This is a genomic window from Brevundimonas sp. SS2672 (genome assembly GCF_059579685.1).
On the sequence record NZ_CM184201.1, the window covers coordinates 2,582,538 to 2,598,035 of the forward strand.

A 15,498-nucleotide genomic window follows, 5' to 3' on the forward strand; every position below is an offset into this window, starting at 1 on the left:
GTCGCGACCACGACGGCCGCCGCACAGGACAGGGAGAGGTCATGACGCGTACCGCATTCGTCACCGGGGGCACCCGGGGCATCGGCAAGGCGATCGTTCAACGACTGAAGGAAGACGGGCTGCAGGTCGCCGCCGGCTATTCCGGCAACACCGAGGCCGCAGAGGCCACCGCCCGCGAACTGGGCGTCATGGTGGTGAAGGGCAACGTCGGCTCTTTCGACGACTGCGCCCGGGCGGTGCAGGAGGTCGAGGCGCAGTTCGGTCCCATCGACGTTCTGGTGAACAATGCGGGCATCACCCGTGACGGCTTCTTCCACAAGATGAGCGCGGACCAGTGGTCCGACGTGATCCGCGTCAACATGGACAGCGTGTTCAACATGACGCGCCAGGTGATCAACGGGATGCGCGACCGGGGCTTCGGCCGCATCGTCAACATCTCCTCGATCAACGGCCAGAAGGGCCAGATCGGCCAGACCAACTATTCAGCCGCCAAGGCCGGGATGATCGGCTTCACCAAGGCGCTGGCGCTGGAGAACGCGCGCAAGGGCGTGACCGTCAACTGCATCGCGCCGGGCTACATCGACACCGAAATGGTCGGCGCCATGGACCAGAAGGTGCTGGACGGCATCGTGGCCCAGATTCCGGTCGGCCGCCTGGGCAAGGGCGAGGAGATCGCCGACATGGTGTCCTGGCTGTCGGGCGAGCGTGCCGGATATGTCACAGGCTGCACCTTGTCGCTTAACGGCGGGCAGTACCTGGTTGGATAAGCCGCGTTCGCCCAAAATCCGCCGTTCGGGCGTATCACCTCTTAAATCATGAGGATTGCGGTCGAAGCCGTGGCGGAGAAGCCGCCTCTCTTCGCCGTCGCCGCGCCCAGCGCCGCGACGGGCGCCGGCCTGCGCCTGCTCTGCATCACGGGACTGGCGATGGCCGTTGCGGGCCTGGCGGGCGCCGTCAGGGCCGAGGCCCAGACCCGCTCCAACGTCCAGGCTGAACAGAGCCGCGTCATCCGCGACCAGTCGGTGACCCGCACCACCCCGCCGCCGGGACGCTATGTCTCCGAGGCGGGGCAGGCCTTCATCCTGGACCGGGCGGGGTCGCTGACCCTGCTGCGGTTCGAGCGCTCGACCGAGACCTGGGCCCTGCGTCCGTCCTCGGCCCCGCGCGGCGACACCATCTATCGCAACGACGCGGGCGATCAGGTGCTGCGCGTCACCGCCGGCGGCGGCGTCACCGTCTATACGACGCGCACGCCCGGCGGCTCGCCGGTCTCCCTGGCCGGGCCGCCGGTCAGCCTGGAGCCGCCCTCGCTCGGCCCGGTGCAGATGTTCAACCTGATGACCCGGCGCAGCAGCCTGGTCTCGGAAGCCATGGGCCGGCTGGTCCGCATCAACGTCTTCGGCGAGGAATCCGAGGCCCTGTGCATCGAGGCGCTGATCGTCACCACCGACGCCGTGGTCCGCATCGCCCGCTCGCCCAGCGCCCGCCCCTTCCTGGACCGGCTGCGCAGCATCACCGTGGTCGAGGGCCAGCGCGCGAGCGTGACCTACGCCAGCGGCGACCTGCGCGTCGTGGTCGATCCCCGGCGCGGCATCGCCGGTCGTCCGTCGTCGGCGCGCGTCATCCGGGCCGTCATCCCGCAGGACTGACGTGGACCAAAGGCCCAGGCCGCCCCATCTGCCCTTTCGCGCCCATTGGGCGTATGAGGGCCGCCATATTCACCATCAGAGAGGCTGATTTCACAGTGACCTCTTCCCTCACCGCCGTTTCCGCCGAGGACAAGGCCAGGACCCGCGCCATCGTTCCGGTGTCGATGAAGGGCTATGACGCCGACTTCCAGGCCTTCGCCGACGCCCTGGGCGCCTCGTTCGCCCGCTACGGCTTCGCCGTCATCGCCGACCACGGCCTGGACCAGGGCCTGATCGACGCCGCCGTGACCGACGCCAAGACCTTCTTCGCCCTGCCCGAGGAGGTGAAGCGCCAGTATCACCAGCCCGGCACCGGCGGCGCGCGCGGCCTGACGCCGTTCGGCGTCGAAGCGGCCAAGGGCGCCAAGGCCGTCGATCTGAAGGAGTTCTGGCACACGGGCCGCGAACTGCCGGAAGGCCATCCCTATCGCCGATACATGCGCGACAACGTCTGGCCGACCGAGGTCGCGGGCTTCCACGAGCACGTCTACGGCCTGTACGACGGTCTGGACACGCTGGGCCGCCGCATCCTGAAGGCCATCGCCCGCTATCTGAAGCTGGACGACGCCTATTTCGAGGACAAGGTCCAGCTGGGCAACAGCGTGCTGCGCCTGCTGCACTATCCGCCGATCCCGGCCGACGCCGAAGGCGTGCGCGCGGGCGCCCATGAGGACATCAACGTCATCACCCTGCTGCTGGGCGCCGAGGAGGCCGGGCTGCAGCTGAAGGACTCGGACGGCGAATGGCTGGACATCGCCCCGCCGCCGGGCGCGCTGGTGGTCAACATCGGCGACATGCTGCAGCGGCTGGTCAACCACGTCCTGCCGTCGACGACGCACCGCGTGGTCAATCCGGCGCCCGAGCGTCGCGGCTTCGCCCGCTATTCGACGCCCTTCTTCCTGCACTTCAACCCGGACTTCCCGATCGAGACCCTGCCGTCGACGATCACGCCGGACAACCCCGACCGCTATGCGGGCAAGACGATCCTGGCCGAGGACTTCCTGACCGAGCGGCTGAAGGAGATCCGCCTGATCTGACCGGGCGGGACGGCTGAAAGCATGAAGGGCCGACGGAGCGATCCGCCGGCCCTTTTGCTTGCGGCGGCGCCGGCGTCAGCGGGCGATGCGCAGGCGGGTGATGTCGCGGCCGATGGCGCGGAAAGCGTCACGCAGATCCGTGCCGCTGTCAGCCTTGAAGAAATGGGTGTCTTCGTTTGTGGCGCAGGCGCGCATGACGTCCAGGGCGGTATCGACGACGTTGGCCTTCCCCGTGCCGTTTCCAAGGTTGAAGCCCACCGTGTAAACGACGATGTTCTGAGCCTTCATCCCTTCGCACAGCTTCACCGACTGCTGGAAGGGGTCCCCGTTGGTGGCCGCGCAATAGATGCGGCTTGTCGAACGCCCGCCCGTATTGGCGGCGACGTCCTGGCAATAGGGCGCATTGAACTCACCGTCCGTCATCAGGACCACGGCCTTGAGAGTCCTGGACGTATCATAGGGGGCCGGCTGGCCGTCGCCCGTGAAGATCGACCCGAAAGTGGGCGACACCAGATACCAGCCCCAGGCGATGCCGATCTGTCCGGCGGTGTTGCCCGCAGCCCCGAGCGAATTGATACGGTCTTCGAGATCCCCGCGAACGCTGGTCAACGGCAGGATCGGCTGCGAGTTGCAGTTGGTCGCATAGACCCGCCCCACAGGAGCCACGCCAGGCGCAGTATCCTTGTAAGCATCCTCGCCGGTCCGCTCGCTCACGCAATTGGTTGCGGGCAGGCTGGACATAGAGCCTGCGGAATTCCTGAAGACGAAGTATTCACAGCCCCGCAGGGTGCAATAGGCCTGACCGTCAGCGGTTTTCACATAGGGATCGTAGTTCGGGCCGAAACGATCGATGACGAAACGATCTGCGTCGAGAATTTCGATCGGAGCGAAGTTGCCGTTGATGTGCGGCGCGTTGTTGGTGCGTCGGTTCAGGCCGGAAACGCCGTCGATGTGAACATAGTCATTGCCTGCCAGACCGTGCCCTGCGGAGGTCACGACGAGGTTGCAGTCCGCCCTGAGGCATTTCGAAAACGCGCCGCCGGACCCGTTTCTGGAGTATCTGGACGTGTCAGAGCCGTTCAGACTGAAGGTATTCGTATTGATAACGGTGACGCTGAACGCGCTGTCGTTGATGTTGGTGGTGTTGGACACCCCCGAGATCGCCACCCGATCCCCCGTTTTCAGGCCGTGATTCGTCGAGGTCGTCACCCGAGCGGGACTTGCGCGCGAGACTGACGAGACAGCCCCCGCAACGTCATAATAACGTATGTCGGTGATCGCGGTCGGCCGGCGCAGGTCGCCGCGAGCCGCCTTGGCCAACGTCCCCGGCAGGGTGGCGCTGGCGTCCAGCTTCACCGCCCAGTCGTAGGGGGCCACGGCCGCGCGGGAATAGAAGGGCGACTGCTGATCCTGCACGACGATCTTGACCAATTCCTTGGCCGCTTCGCGCAGGTCGCCGATGCTGCCGCTCATCGATCCCGTGGTGTCCAGCACCATGGCCACCTCGACGTTGCGCGACGCGCGCAGGACTTCCGAGCGGGTGCTGACCGGGAGGTAGTCGTCCAGCAGCTTGCCGTAGGGGGGCAGGACGATGTTGGCGACCAGAACCTTGACGTTGACCCTGGCGTCGCCGGTGACGCGGTTGTTGAGCAGGACGAAGTTGGCCGTGTCGCCCGAGGTCTCGCCGAAATAGCCGGGCATGTTGGCCTTGAGCGCCGCAAGGCCGACCTTGTTGATGTTGACGTCGTCCGTGAAGGTCGAACGGGCGGCGGCCAGGGCGGCGGCGTCCAGCGCGTCCTGAAGCTGGGCCTTCACCTTGGAGGCCTGGTGGATGTCGATGGCGCCCAGGGTGATCATCAGCAGCACCGGCAGGGCCAGGGCGAACATCATCGCCACATTGCCCTGGGTCTGGCGCAGAAAGCGCGCGGTCAGTCGCTTCAGCCCGGCGGCGGCGCGGGCGCGTGTCAATCGGTCCATCGTGTCGCCAACCCCGGCTGCCCTGGCGCGGACGCTGGGGTCCGCCGTCGTCCCCAGCATGACGCGGGTACGTTAAGGCTTGGCCCCAAGCTCACGGTTAACGGCGGGTTGCGAAACCTGCGTCCTCAGCGGCGGTCGACGCAGGCGTCCAGCCCCTGTTCGCGCACCGTGCCCATGGCGGCCTGGATGCGGGCGGCGCGGCGACGGACATAGGGGCCAGGCGATCCGGCGTTGTAGCGGCGCGGGCTGGGCAGGATGGCGGCCAGGCGGGCGGCCTCCTGCGCGGTCAGCTTGTCGGCGCTCTTGTCAAACCAGTGGCGCGAGGCGGCCTCGGCGCCGTAGACGCCCGGCGCCCATTCGGCGACGTTCAGATACATCTCCATGATCCGCCGCTTGCCCCAGCCGATCTCGATCAGGCCGGTGTAGCCGACCTCCAGCCCCTTCCTGACCCAGTCGCGGCCGGGCCACAGGAAGACGTTCTTGGCGGTCTGCTGGCTGATGGTCGAAGCGCCGCGCCTCTTGTCCGAGCCGCGCTGTTCGGCGCGTTCGTTGGCCTCCATCGCCTTCTGGATCGCTTCGACGTCGAAGCCGTGGTGCCGGCAGAAGCGGGCGTCCTCGGCGGCGATCACCGCTTCGACCAGACGCGGCGAGATGCGGTCCAGCGAGCGCCAGCGATAGTCCATGCCGTGCCCGGCCGCCGCCTGCTGGACCATCAGGATCGTGGCGAGAGGCGGCAGGAAGCGATGCACCGCCACTCCGGCCAGCGGGAACAGAGCCAGGATCACGAGCAGGGTCAGGATCGGCCGCCGCCTGCGGCCCTTTGCGCGGGTCATGCCGTCATCCTGCCTCAGCCAAGCTTCAGCGCAAGCGCGATCAGAGCGAGGCCACGCCCGCGTGGCCGTCCTCGTCGGCCCAGGCGATGCGGGCGGCGCCGGAACTCATGGCCAGGGCGGTGATGGTGGCGCCCTTGTCCTGCTTGACGAACTGAAGGCCGCGCCCGGCCGGATCGGCCCACCAGACGCGCCCGTCTTCCAGCCCCGCCGCCAGACGGCCATGGGCGGGGGCGGCGGCGACCTGGGCGATCAGGGTCGTCTCGTCATAGCCGATCTCGGTCGCCTCGCGGCCCATCGGGCCGTTGGAGCCGACGAAGGGCCACAGCACCACGCCCTGCGCGCCCGAAGTGGCCAGAAGCTGCCCCTTGGCCATGAAGGCGAAGCTCTTGATCTTGGACGGATAGCCGCCCATCCGCATGTTCTTCTGATCCTTCAGGCGCCAGCCGTGCAGTTGGTTGTCCTGCATCGAGGTGACGACAAAGGCGCCGTCGGTCGAGAAGCCGACCGCCAGATGCGATCCGGCCCAGGCCAGCTTCGTCGGCTGCTGCTGCTCGATGCGGGCGTACCACAGCCAGGCGCCGCCATAGGTCGAGGCGGCGATGCGGCGGCCCTTGGGGTCGAAGGCCACGCCCGAGACGGTGCGCTCGTGCTGGAAGTCGCGGCGGAAGTGCGGGTCCTTGACGTCGAGCACGCTCAGGGTGCGGCCTGAGGAGAAGGCGATCAGCCCCGACTCGGCCGAGGCGGCGACGGCGTCGATCCATTGGCCCTTGGTCTGGGCCAGCAGGACGGCCTCGCCCTCGCGGCTCCAGACCAGCTTGCCGTCGTCGCCGCCGGTGACGACGCCCTCGCCCGAGGGGTGGACGCAGGCGCACAGGACGGCGCCGTCATGGACCTCGCTGCGGGCGCCGCTCTCGAACCGCACCGAGCCGTCGCCCAGGGCGAAGATCGCGCCGGTCTTGTCGAACAGGGCGGCGGTGACCTGGGCGTCGAAGGAGAAGGTCGTCATGTCGGCTCACGCAGGGCGAAAAAGAAGTCGGATGCGCCTCATAACCTCCCCCGTCGCGTCTGTCGCGTGGCGGGTCTATGAGGGGGCCATGACCCTGCTGCTCATTCCCGGCTTCATGGCCGATGCGACCCTGTGGGACGCCCTGAAAGACGATCTGGCCCCGTTCGGGCCGCTGGTCGCCACCGACCTCAGCCGGGGCGAGGATATAGAGAGCATGGCGGCGGCGATCCTGAGCGACGCGCCCGAACGGTTCGTCCCCGTGGGCTTCTCCATGGGCGGCTATGTGGCGCGCGAACTGGCGCGGATCGCGCCGCAGCGGGTGGAAGCCCTGATCCTGATCGCTACCTCGGCGCGGGGAGATACCGACGAACTGATCCGCCAACGGCGCTCGGCCCTGAAGGCGCCGCCGAAGGCCTTCAAGGGGTTGAGCCGACCGGCCATCGTCTCGTCCCTGCACCCCGATCTGGCGGACGACGAGGCGATGATCACGCGGGTGCGCGACATGGGCTTGCGGCTGGGCGGCGAGGTGTTTCACCGTCAGTCGGCGATGGCGCGGGCGGGCGATCTGGAGCGGCTGGGAGAGATCGCTCAGCCGACGCTGATCGTGGCGGCGGATGCGGATCGGCTGCGCAGCGCTGAGGAGGCGGAGGAACTGCACCGCGGGATCGCAGGCTCGACGCTGGAGACGGTGACGCACACCGGCCACATGATCCCGCTGGAACAGCCGAAGGCGCTGGCGCGGGTTATGACAGAGTGGCTGAAAACCCTCTCCTGAGGGGAGAGGGCTTTATCTGCGGTGAGCGGTCCCATTCCCCTCATCCCCGCGGAGGCGGGGACCCAGTGAGAGCGCCAAACAGTTGGCCTCTCATTGATCGAAGCGCCTTGAAGCCAAAGCACTGGGTCCCCGCCTCCGCGGGGATGAGCGGGTCAGGGTAACGGTTCGCCAACACCCACTATGAATGCCAATGTTACTTGTGCGTCTCGACCCAGCGCTTCGTCATCAGTTCGCCGGACGCATAGGCCTCCTGAAGCTCGACGCTCCAGTAGTTGAGGGCCTCCAGCGGGATCGGGGCGCCCGAGACGGCGCAGCGGACGAAGTCGCCGCGCTGCAGGATCTCGAAATCGGGCGTGCCGTAGATCAATCTGGCCTCCACACGCCCCGTCATGCCGCGCAGGCCTCGAACCCGGCCTTCAGGGCGGCTTCGTCCAGATCACGGCCGATGAAGACGGCGCGGCTCCAGCGGCGCTCCTTTTCGCCCCAGGGCTTCTGGAGGTCGCCTTCGAGGATCATGTGCACGGCCTGGAACACCAGGCGGCGGTCCTCGCCGGCCACGTCGATGATGCCCTTGGCGCGCAGGATGTTCTGGCCCTGCTCGCCCAGAAGTTTGTCCAGCCACGCCGTGAAGCGGGCGCCGTCCAGCGGGCGGTCCAGCGTCAGGGAAATCCCCTTGATGTCGTCCTCATGGGCGTGGCCGCGCGGGCCGTGGTCATGCCCATGATCGTGATGGTCATGATCGTGCGCGTGATCATGATGGTGGTGATCATGGCCGCAATGCTCGTCGTGGACGTGGCCCTCGGCGCCGTGGGGCGGGTTCACGAAGTCCGGCTTGACCTCGAGGATGCGGTCCAGATCGAAGGCGTGCAGGCCCAGCACCTGATCCAGCGGCACGTTCGAGCGCTCGGCGCGGACGATGGGGGCCAGCGGGTTCAGCGCGCGCAGGCGGGCCTCGACATCGGCCAGAGCGGCCTCGTCCACCAGGTCGATCTTGTTCAGGATGATGCGGTCGGCGAAGGCGACCTGCTCGCGCGCCTCCTTGGAGTCGTCCAGACGCGCCATGACGTGTTTGGCGTCGACCAGGGCGGTGACGCTGTCCAACTGGGTCTTGGCCTTGACCTCGTCGTCGACGAAGAAGGTCTGGGCCACCGGGCCGGGGTCGGCCAGGCCGGTGGTCTCGACGATGATGGCGTCAAAGGCGGGCTTGCCGGGACGCTGGCGCTTCATCAGGCCGTTGACCACGCGGATCAGGTCGCCGCGCACCGTGCAGCAGACGCAGCCGTTGTTCATCTCGAACACGTCCTCGTCGGCGCCGACCACCAGGTCGTTGTCGATGCCGATCTCGCCGAACTCGTTGACGATGACGGCGTAGCGCTTGCCGTGGTCCTCGGTGAGGATGCGGTTCAGCAGGGTGGTCTTGCCGGCGCCGAGGTAGCCGGTGAGGACGGTCACGGGTGTCTTCTGGGTCATGGCTCGCTAGATGGCGGCTGAGGGCCGCCTTGGGAAGAGGCGAAACCGCTCAGCAGGTCGGACAATCCGGCAGGACCGCCGTTTCCAGCTGAAGGGTCGTGTGGCTGATGTCGAATCGACCGCGCGCCAGGCTTTGCGCCTCGGCCAGAAGGGCGTCGCCGTCGGGACGCTGGTGGACGATATGGGCGGTCAGCGCCGCATCGGTGGTCGACAGGCCCCAGACGTGCAGGTCGTGCACCGCCGTCACCCCCGGCAGGACCAGGAAGGCGGCGCGAATCTCGCCCACGTCCAGGCCGTTCGGCGCGGCGTCCAGCGCAAGGTTCACCGAATCCTTCAGCAGGCCCCAGGTGCCGATCATGATGACGGCGACGATGAGCAGGCTGACGATCCCGTCGATCATCGACCAGCCGGTCAACAGGATGACCGCCCCGGCGATCACCACGCCCAGCGACACGGCGGCGTCGGCCATCATGTGCAGATAGGCGCCGCGCACGTTCAGGTCCTTGTGCTGGTCCTTCATGAACAGCAAGGCGGTGCCCAGGTTGATGACGAAGCCGATCCCCGCCACGGCGATGATGACGCCCGACGACACCGGCGCGGGCTCGGCCAGGCGGCGCACCGCCTCGAAGGCGATGGCGCCACAGGCGAAGATCAGCAGAAGGGCGTTGCCCAGGGCCGCCAGGACCGTCGCCTTGCCATAGCCGTAGGTGCGCTTCGGCCCCGCCGCGCGCCGCGCCAGCCAGGCCGCCCCGCCCGCCATGGCCAGACCCAGCACGTCCGAAAGATTGTGACCCGCATCGGCCATCAGGGCGGTGGAATCGGCGATGAAGCCCGCCGTGAACTCGGCGACGACAAAGGCCAGGTTGACGATCAGGCCGACGGCGTAGCGCCAGTCGCCCGTGTCGGTCGGGCCATGATGGTGATGATGCCCGCCCAGACCATGGGAATGGCCATGGGAATGGCCGTGCGAATGCCCGTGAGCATGGCTGTGGGAATGATCGTGATGATCGTGGCCGTCATGGCCGTGTGCGTGATCGTGCGCCATGTCCGTTCAGCTAGATCCTCCCTCGCGGGAAGGTCAAGACCCGCCAGGATAAGTCTTTGAATGTAAATATATAACCTATCGAAACTCAGTGCTGGTGCGTCAGCACCAGGAAGCCGATCAGGATCAGGGCTCCGCCCAGGATGGCTCCCTCGTAACGCGCCCACCGCTCCAGCCGCAGGATGGAGTAGCCTGCGGTCGCCAGGGCCGCCAGCAGGGTCATGCCCAGCACCGTCCCGGCCGTGAAGGCGAGAGTCAGAAGGGCCAGCGCCCCCACGCCCTCGGTCGCCGAAGACAGATAGATGGGCAGCAGCACCTCGCCCGGCGTCACGGCCATCATCAGCACCAAGCCCCAGAAGGCGGCGCGATCCGACACCGCCGGCTCGGCCAGTTCGGTCGCGGGCCCGCCTGCGGTCGCCGGGCGCCTCAGCGAGGCCCTGGCCAGGTAGAAGGCGCCGAACAGGAACAAAAGGGCCGCCGACAGGTGGGGCAGCAGCCCCTCCACCCAGCGGTTCAGCGCCAGACCGGCCGCCACGATCAGCGAGCCGACCACGGCGGTCGATACGATATGCGCCAGACCGGCCGTGACCACGGCCGTCATCACCCGCGCCACGCTCCAGCGCTGGGCGCGGCCGACGAGGACGAAAGGCAGCCAGTGGGTCGGCAGGGCCGCGTGCAGGAAGGCCGCGACGAAGCCGCCGCCCAGAAGCGACAGCAGCACCGGCTCGGCGAGATCGGGAGAAGACATGGCCGCTCCCTTAGAATGTTATCTTATAACAGTCGAGAAGAATCGGCGAAGAATCTTCATGCGCGGCGTCACGCCGCGCTCTCTATATGCCCCCATGCGCGCCTATCGGCTTGCGTGGTCCGTGCGATCCGGCCACAGAGTCCGCCAGGAACCGGTTTCATGCGGGTTTTGGCCCGGCAGGCGTCCGTTTCACGTTGACTCTTCCGTGACCATCCGTATATGTCGCCGCTCTTCGCCCGCAGGGTCTCCTGGCGGGCGCATCCATTTTTGCGTTCACGCTGAGGCTTCCTAATGTACGCGGTGATCAAGACCGGCGGAAAGCAGTACCGGGTTCAACCGGGCGATGTGATTGTTGTCGAGAAGATCGACGGCGACGCTGGCGCTGCCGTCAATTTCGGTGAAGTCCTCATGCTGGGCGGCGACAAGGGTGTTACGGTCGGCTCTCCGCTGATCGACGGCGCCGCTGTCGCAGCCACGCTGATCGAGACCCGCAAGGGCGAGAAGATCAAGATCTTCAAGAAGATCCGTCGTCAGGGCTATCGCCGCACGAACGGCCATCGCCAGATGGAATCGGTCCTGCGCATCACCGGCATCGAAGGCGCCGGCGAGAAGGCCAAGTGGGACGGCAAGGTCGAGCTGATCACCAAGGCGGAAATCAACGCCCGCGCCCGTGGCCTGGCCCCGCGCGTCGAGGCTGTCGAAGCCGAGGCTCCGAAGGCCAAGAAGGCTCCGGCCAAGAAGGCCGCCGCCAAGAAGGCTGACGCCGCCGAAGGCGCCGAAGCCTAAGAGTTTCACCGGCGCTGGATCAGCGCCAGTCCAGATCGTGAGGGTGCGCTCAAGCAGGCCGAATGGCCGATAGCGCCCCAAGAAGAGGAGCAGCAAGATGGCTCACAAGAAATCCGGCGGTTCGTCGCGCAACGGTCGCGACTCCGAGTCGAAGCGCCTTGGCGTGAAGAAGTTCGGCGGCGAGCGCGTGCTGGCCGGCAACATCCTCGTGCGTCAGCGCGGCACCAAATTCCACCCGGGCGCCAACGTCGGCCTGGGCCGCGACCACACCCTGTTCGCCACGGCGACCGGCGCGGTGCAGTTCACCACCAAACGTGGCGGCCGTTGTTACGTGTCGATTCTCCCGGCCAACGACGACGCCCAGGCGATGGCCGCCGAGTAACGCGAAGCCAGGACAGTATTTCCCCGGATCGCGTTGCTCTCGACAGCAGCCCGATCCGGACCAAGGGAAAATTTTCCGCGGGGAGTCTGGATCACCAGGCTCCCCGTTTGCGTTTCCCCGCCTCGAAGCCGCCCGAGCCCTCCAAGGAGGCGGCGCCGAAGACATCGAGGCCGAACCATGTGCGTGATCGAAACCTCTCCCGTCGTCGAGACGCGGCGCCTGCTGCTGCGCGCCCCCGGCGCCCAGGACGTGTCGCGGATCGCGACCCTGGCCAATGACCACGACATCGCCCGCATGACCAAGCGGATGCCCCACCCCTTCGGCGTCGACCACGCCGAGGACTTCGTGCTGCAGGTGGCGTCCCAGGACCCGAAGAAGGCCAACACCTTCCTGATCGAGCATGAGGATCACGGCCCGGTGGGCGTCATCGGCATGTTCCACGACGCCGACGCCGTGCCCGAAGCGGGCTATTGGATCGGACGGGAGTTCTGGGGTCGCGGCTATGCGACCGAGGCGCTGCAAGGCGCCCTGGTCTGGGCCTCGACGCGGTGGAAGCGCCGCGCCCTGATGGCCGGCCACTTCTCTGACAACCCCGCCTCGGGCCGGGTGCTGGAGAAGGCGGGCTTCCTCTACACCGGCGAGACCCGTCCGGCCTTCAGCCGCGCCCGGGGCGAAAGCGCCGATACGCGGATGATGGTCTGGCTGGCCTGATAGGACGCGGAAATCGCGGGGCTTTCGGTCAGCGACGCAGTTTTTTCACGAAAGCGGAAAAAGGCTGTTGACCGCCCCGAGGGTCCCCCTATTAGTCCGCGCCTCGGCGGGGCGACCCACCGGGCCCAGGTGGCGGAATTGGTAGACGCGCTGGCTTCAGGTGCCAGTGGCTTAACGGCCGTGGAGGTTCGAGTCCTCTCCTGGGCACCATTTCTCAAACGGCGCTGTATCCGACCGGATGCGGCGCCGTTTGTCATTTCGGCCCTCCCCTTCCCTTTCGATGGCCGCGACAGCAAAGGTCGAGCCTGCGTTCTGGCGATAGCGCGCGGTTCGTCTATGTTACGGCCTGAACGACTGACGAGTTTGCGCGCATGACGGTTTATTTCCACGAGGGCGACCTGCCCGACGGCCTCGACCTGGGCCCCGAGGTTGCGATCGATTCCGAGACGATGGGCCTGCGCTTCCGTCGCGACCCGCTCTGCGTGGTGCAGCTGTCGTCCGGCGACGGGAACGCCCACATTGTGCGCCTGAACCGCCCCGCCTATGACTGCCCCAACCTGAAGCGGCTGCTGACCGATCCGAAGGTGCTGAAGATCTTCCACTTCGGCCGCTTCGACATCGGCATGTTCGAACTGCACCTGGGCGTCGAGACGCGGCCGGTCTACTGCACCAAGATCGCGTCCAAGCTGGCGCGCACCTATACCGACCGGCACGGCCTGAAGGACGTGGCGCGCGAACTGGCCGGGGTCGACATGTCCAAGGCGCAGCAGAGCTCGGACTGGGGGGCGGCCGAACTGAGCCAGGCGCAGATGGACTACGCCGCCTCGGACGTTCTCTACCTGCACGCCATCAAGAACCGGCTGAACGAGATGCTGGTCCGCGAGGGCCGCATGGAACTGGCCCAGGCCTGCTTCGACTTCCTGCCCATGCGTTCGCGCCTCGACCTGGCCGGTTGGGACGAGATCGACATCTTCGCCCACGCCTGAAGGACGGACCTGAAACGCCGATGAGCGAACAGCACGCCCAGGACGAGCAGAAGCGCGCCGACGAGGCGCGCGTCGCCCGCGCCGGCGAACGCTGGCGCACGCGCTCGCGACGGGTGAAGCTGTATCGGCGCGTCCTGCCCATCGTCATCCTGATGCTGGCGGGGGGCGCACTGACCTGGACCGTGTTCCGCACCGTCATGTCGGGGGTGGAGCGCAAGGCCAGCGAGAGCCGCGAGATCCGCCTGGACAACCCCATGTTCCACGGCCAGGACGCGCAGGGGCGCTCCTTCGTCATCGGCGCCCAGGGCGCGGTGCGCGACCCGGCGACCGGCCATTTCCGCCTGATCGGCCCTCTGCTGCGGTTGAACCTGGGCGCGCGAAAGACGACGGAGTTGAGCGCCGACGCCGGCGCCTATATCGAGACGCAGCGCAAGGTCGTCATCGGCCCTAACGTCAAGATCTCCGACGGCGGCACGGGCTGGGAGCTGACCACGCCGGAAGCCGTGGTCGACACGGACACCGGCGTCGTCACCGGCGACAAGGGGGTGCAGGGTCGCGGCCCCCTTGGAAGCATCGATGCTTCGTCTTATGCGATCTATGATCAGGGCCAGCGGGTCGTCTTCAACGGCCAGGGCGAAAACAAGGTGCGCGGGACCATCAATCCCGCCGGAGCCGACAGATGAACATGTCCAAGTCCAAACTGACGCTCGCGGGCGTCGCCCTGCTGACCGCCCTGGCCCTGCCCGCCGTTTCGGGCGCCCAGAACGCATCAGCCAACCGCGCCGACGCCAGCCGCCAGCCGGTCCAGTACGGCGCCGACGCCGGCGAATACACGCCCGACGGCTTCTCCCTGCGGGGCCGGGCCGAGGTGACGCAGGGGTCGAACCGCCTGCGCGCCGACGCCATCCGCGGCTTCACCGCCAACGGCGACCTGACCCGCATCGAGGCGAGCGGCGGCGTCTACTTCGTCACCCCGGACCAGAGCATGAAGGGCGACCGCGCCGTCTATACGCTGAACGACGGCAACGTCGTGGTGACCGGCGACGTGATCCTGACCCAGGGCAAGAGCGTCCTGACCGGCAACCGCCTCGTCTACAACGTCCGCACCGAGACGGCCCGCATCGAGGGCGGGGGCGCCAACGGCCGCGTCCAGGGCGTCTTCTATCCGCAAGGGAACTGACCCCGCGTGGCGCGCAAGGAACTCTCCGCCCTCAACCGGGACGCCCCCGCCGCCGCAGAGACGACGGCGCTTGAGGAGGCGCGTCCCACCGGGCTGCGCGTCGAGCACATCGCCCGCAGCTTCGGCCAGCGTCAGGTGGTGCGCGACGTCTCCCTGAACGTCCAGCGCGGCGAGGTCTGCGGCCTGCTGGGACCCAACGGGGCAGGCAAGACGACCTGCTTCTACATGATCACCGGCCTGATCCCCGCCGACAGCGGCTCGATCTGGCTGGACAATGAGGACATCACCCAACAGCCCATGTACCAGCGCGCGCGCATGGGCCTGGGCTATCTGGCGCAGGAAGCCTCGATCTTTCGCGGCATGACGGTCGAGCAGAACGTCAAGGCCGTGGTCGAACTGCGCGAGACGACGGCCGCCGGCGTGCGGGACGAGACCACCCGCCTGCTGGAGGAGCTGCGCATCGACCATCTGCGCCACGCCCCGGCCACCGGCCTGTCCGGCGGCGAGCGCCGGCGCGTCGAGATCGCCCGCGCCCTGGCCGCCCGGCCCAGCTTCATGCTGCTGGACGAACCCTTCGCCGGCATCGATCCGCTGGCGATCGCCGACATCCGCCAGGTGATCCGCTATCTGTCGGGTCAGGGCATCGGCGTGCTGATCACCGACCACAATGTGCGCGAGACCCTGGACATCATCGACCGCGTCTCGATCATCTCGTCCGGCTCCGTCCTGTTCGAGGGCACGGCCGACGAGGCGGTGGCCGACGCCGAGGTGCGCCGCGTCTACCTGGGCGAGATGTACGCCTGACGTCGAAAGGCCGCCGTTCGCCTGACGTTAACAGCTTCGGATCATGATCCCAGCAAGAAGCGGGCCAACAGCG

Annotated in this window: 18 protein-coding genes and 1 tRNA gene; 12 read left to right on the forward strand and 7 right to left on the reverse strand. The window is 67.5% G+C overall.

Going from position 1 to position 15,498, the window contains the following annotated elements; translation table 11 throughout:
• The first annotated feature begins 41 nt into the window (after positions 1 to 41).
• The 3 genes from phbB (at position 42) to AC52GN_RS13050 (ending at position 2,725) form a co-directional block, all read left to right on the forward strand.
• Positions 42 to 767 (forward strand): acetoacetyl-CoA reductase, encoded by a 726-nt coding sequence (gene phbB / locus AC52GN_RS13040; protein WP_496527365.1) that lies wholly within the window; start codon positions 42 to 44, stop codon positions 765 to 767.
• A gap of 69 nt (positions 768 to 836) precedes the next feature.
• A complete protein-coding gene (locus tag AC52GN_RS13045) occupies positions 837 to 1,649 on the forward strand; it encodes a DUF4908 domain-containing protein (RefSeq protein ID WP_496527366.1) in 813 nt (270 codons plus the stop codon).
• Positions 1,650 to 1,702: 53 nt separating this feature from the next.
• Positions 1,703 to 2,725 (forward strand): isopenicillin N synthase family dioxygenase, encoded by a 1,023-nt coding sequence (locus AC52GN_RS13050; RefSeq protein WP_496527367.1) that lies wholly within the window; start codon positions 1,703 to 1,705, stop codon positions 2,723 to 2,725.
• Between the two features lie 75 nt (positions 2,726 to 2,800).
• Here the strand turns inward: AC52GN_RS13050 and AC52GN_RS13055 are convergent, their stop codons facing one another.
• From AC52GN_RS13055 to AC52GN_RS13065, 3 genes are all read right to left on the reverse strand, one after another.
• Positions 2,801 to 4,702 (reverse strand): ubiquitin-activating E1 FCCH domain-containing protein, encoded by a 1,902-nt coding sequence (locus tag AC52GN_RS13055; protein WP_496527368.1) that lies wholly within the window; start codon positions 4,700 to 4,702, stop codon positions 2,801 to 2,803.
• Positions 4,703 to 4,827: 125 nt separating this feature from the next.
• On the reverse strand, positions 4,828 to 5,535 hold the full coding sequence (gene mtgA / locus AC52GN_RS13060) for a monofunctional biosynthetic peptidoglycan transglycosylase (RefSeq protein ID WP_496527369.1): 708 nt from the start codon (positions 5,533 to 5,535) through the stop codon (positions 4,828 to 4,830).
• 40 nt (positions 5,536 to 5,575) lie between these two features.
• Positions 5,576 to 6,541, reverse strand: a complete 966-nt coding sequence (locus AC52GN_RS13065; protein WP_496527370.1) for a WD40 repeat domain-containing protein — start codon at positions 6,539 to 6,541, stop codon at positions 5,576 to 5,578.
• Positions 6,542 to 6,629: 88 nt separating this feature from the next.
• Between AC52GN_RS13065 and AC52GN_RS13070 the strand changes: the two genes are divergently transcribed.
• Positions 6,630 to 7,316, forward strand: coding sequence for an alpha/beta fold hydrolase (locus tag AC52GN_RS13070; RefSeq protein ID WP_496527371.1), 687 nt, complete (start codon positions 6,630 to 6,632; stop codon positions 7,314 to 7,316).
• A 193-nt stretch (positions 7,317 to 7,509) separates the two neighbouring features.
• Here AC52GN_RS13070 and AC52GN_RS13075 read toward each other — a convergent pair whose 3' ends face one another.
• The 4 genes from AC52GN_RS13075 to AC52GN_RS13090 form a co-directional block, all read right to left on the reverse strand.
• On the reverse strand, positions 7,510 to 7,707 hold the full coding sequence (locus AC52GN_RS13075) for a DUF2093 domain-containing protein (RefSeq protein WP_312218272.1): 198 nt from the start codon (positions 7,705 to 7,707) through the stop codon (positions 7,510 to 7,512).
• Entirely contained in the window at positions 7,704 to 8,786 is a 1,083-nt protein-coding gene (locus AC52GN_RS13080; RefSeq protein WP_343830467.1) for a CobW family GTP-binding protein, read from the reverse strand. Before AC52GN_RS13080 ends, AC52GN_RS13075 begins: the two co-directional genes overlap by 4 nt.
• A 49-nt stretch (positions 8,787 to 8,835) precedes the next feature.
• Positions 8,836 to 9,831, reverse strand: a complete 996-nt coding sequence (locus AC52GN_RS13085; RefSeq protein WP_496527372.1) for a cation diffusion facilitator family transporter — start codon at positions 9,829 to 9,831, stop codon at positions 8,836 to 8,838.
• An 85-nt stretch (positions 9,832 to 9,916) separates the two neighbouring features.
• Positions 9,917 to 10,576: a hypothetical protein gene (locus AC52GN_RS13090; protein WP_291777162.1), complete on the reverse strand. Its 660-nt coding sequence runs from the start codon at positions 10,574 to 10,576 to the stop codon at positions 9,917 to 9,919.
• 291 nt (positions 10,577 to 10,867) lie between these two features.
• Here AC52GN_RS13090 and rplU point away from each other — a divergent pair, with 291 nt between their 5' ends.
• The 8 genes from rplU (at position 10,868) to lptB (ending at position 15,425) form a co-directional block, all read left to right on the forward strand.
• The gene (rplU, locus tag AC52GN_RS13095) at positions 10,868 to 11,362 is read left to right on the forward strand and encodes a 50S ribosomal protein L21 (RefSeq protein ID WP_496527373.1); all 495 of its coding nucleotides are present in this window, start codon (positions 10,868 to 10,870) and stop codon (positions 11,360 to 11,362) included.
• Positions 11,363 to 11,459: 97 nt separating this feature from the next.
• Complete coding sequence (gene rpmA / locus AC52GN_RS13100) at positions 11,460 to 11,744, forward strand: 50S ribosomal protein L27 (protein WP_040344569.1); 285 nt, start codon at positions 11,460 to 11,462, stop codon at positions 11,742 to 11,744.
• A gap of 177 nt (positions 11,745 to 11,921) precedes the next feature.
• Positions 11,922 to 12,455, forward strand: coding sequence for a GNAT family N-acetyltransferase (locus AC52GN_RS13105; RefSeq protein ID WP_291777148.1), 534 nt, complete (start codon positions 11,922 to 11,924; stop codon positions 12,453 to 12,455).
• 123 nt (positions 12,456 to 12,578) lie between these two features.
• Positions 12,579 to 12,665: transfer RNA gene (locus AC52GN_RS13110), tRNA-Leu, on the forward strand.
• Positions 12,666 to 12,826: 161 nt separating this feature from the next.
• Complete coding sequence (locus tag AC52GN_RS13115; RefSeq protein WP_496527374.1) at positions 12,827 to 13,441, forward strand: ribonuclease D; 615 nt, start codon at positions 12,827 to 12,829, stop codon at positions 13,439 to 13,441.
• A gap of 20 nt (positions 13,442 to 13,461) precedes the next feature.
• Positions 13,462 to 14,124: an LPS export ABC transporter periplasmic protein LptC gene (lptC, locus tag AC52GN_RS13120; RefSeq protein WP_496527375.1), complete on the forward strand. Its 663-nt coding sequence runs from the start codon at positions 13,462 to 13,464 to the stop codon at positions 14,122 to 14,124.
• On the forward strand, positions 14,121 to 14,621 hold the full coding sequence (locus AC52GN_RS13125; protein WP_291777138.1) for an LptA/OstA family protein: 501 nt from the start codon (positions 14,121 to 14,123) through the stop codon (positions 14,619 to 14,621). The genes lptC and AC52GN_RS13125 overlap by 4 nt, the downstream gene beginning before the upstream one ends.
• A gap of 6 nt (positions 14,622 to 14,627) precedes the next feature.
• The gene (gene lptB / locus AC52GN_RS13130; protein WP_291777135.1) at positions 14,628 to 15,425 is read left to right on the forward strand and encodes an LPS export ABC transporter ATP-binding protein; all 798 of its coding nucleotides are present in this window, start codon (positions 14,628 to 14,630) and stop codon (positions 15,423 to 15,425) included.
• Positions 15,426 to 15,498 lie beyond the last annotated feature (73 nt).

What these genes read in the sequence shown, in the direction of transcription:
- phbB (WP_496527365.1), top strand. Translation starts at nt 42, where the DNA reads ATGACGCGTACCGCATTCGTCACCGGGGGCACCCGGGGCATCGGCAAG.
- AC52GN_RS13050 (WP_496527367.1), top strand. Translation starts at nt 1,703, where the DNA reads ATGAGGGCCGCCATATTCACCATCAGAGAGGCTGATTTCACAGTGACC.
- AC52GN_RS13055 (WP_496527368.1), bottom strand. Translation starts at nt 4,702, where the DNA reads ATGGACCGATTGACACGCGCCCGCGCCGCCGCCGGGCTGAAGCGACTG.
- mtgA (WP_496527369.1), bottom strand. Translation starts at nt 5,535, where the DNA reads ATGACCCGCGCAAAGGGCCGCAGGCGGCGGCCGATCCTGACCCTGCTC.
- AC52GN_RS13065 (WP_496527370.1), bottom strand. Translation starts at nt 6,541, where the DNA reads ATGACGACCTTCTCCTTCGACGCCCAGGTCACCGCCGCCCTGTTCGAC.
- AC52GN_RS13070 (WP_496527371.1), top strand. Translation starts at nt 6,630, where the DNA reads ATGACCCTGCTGCTCATTCCCGGCTTCATGGCCGATGCGACCCTGTGG.
- AC52GN_RS13075 (WP_312218272.1), bottom strand. Translation starts at nt 7,707, where the DNA reads ATGACGGGGCGTGTGGAGGCCAGATTGATCTACGGCACGCCCGATTTC.
- AC52GN_RS13080 (WP_343830467.1), bottom strand. Translation starts at nt 8,786, where the DNA reads ATGACCCAGAAGACACCCGTGACCGTCCTCACCGGCTACCTCGGCGCC.
- AC52GN_RS13085 (WP_496527372.1), bottom strand. Translation starts at nt 9,831, where the DNA reads ATGGCGCACGATCACGCACACGGCCATGACGGCCACGATCATCACGAT.
- AC52GN_RS13090 (WP_291777162.1), bottom strand. Translation starts at nt 10,576, where the DNA reads ATGTCTTCTCCCGATCTCGCCGAGCCGGTGCTGCTGTCGCTTCTGGGC.
- rplU (WP_496527373.1), top strand. Translation starts at nt 10,868, where the DNA reads ATGTACGCGGTGATCAAGACCGGCGGAAAGCAGTACCGGGTTCAACCG.
- rpmA (WP_040344569.1), top strand. Translation starts at nt 11,460, where the DNA reads ATGGCTCACAAGAAATCCGGCGGTTCGTCGCGCAACGGTCGCGACTCC.
- AC52GN_RS13105 (WP_291777148.1), top strand. Translation starts at nt 11,922, where the DNA reads ATGTGCGTGATCGAAACCTCTCCCGTCGTCGAGACGCGGCGCCTGCTG.
- AC52GN_RS13115 (WP_496527374.1), top strand. Translation starts at nt 12,827, where the DNA reads ATGACGGTTTATTTCCACGAGGGCGACCTGCCCGACGGCCTCGACCTG.
- lptC (WP_496527375.1), top strand. Translation starts at nt 13,462, where the DNA reads ATGAGCGAACAGCACGCCCAGGACGAGCAGAAGCGCGCCGACGAGGCG.
- AC52GN_RS13125 (WP_291777138.1), top strand. Translation starts at nt 14,121, where the DNA reads ATGAACATGTCCAAGTCCAAACTGACGCTCGCGGGCGTCGCCCTGCTG.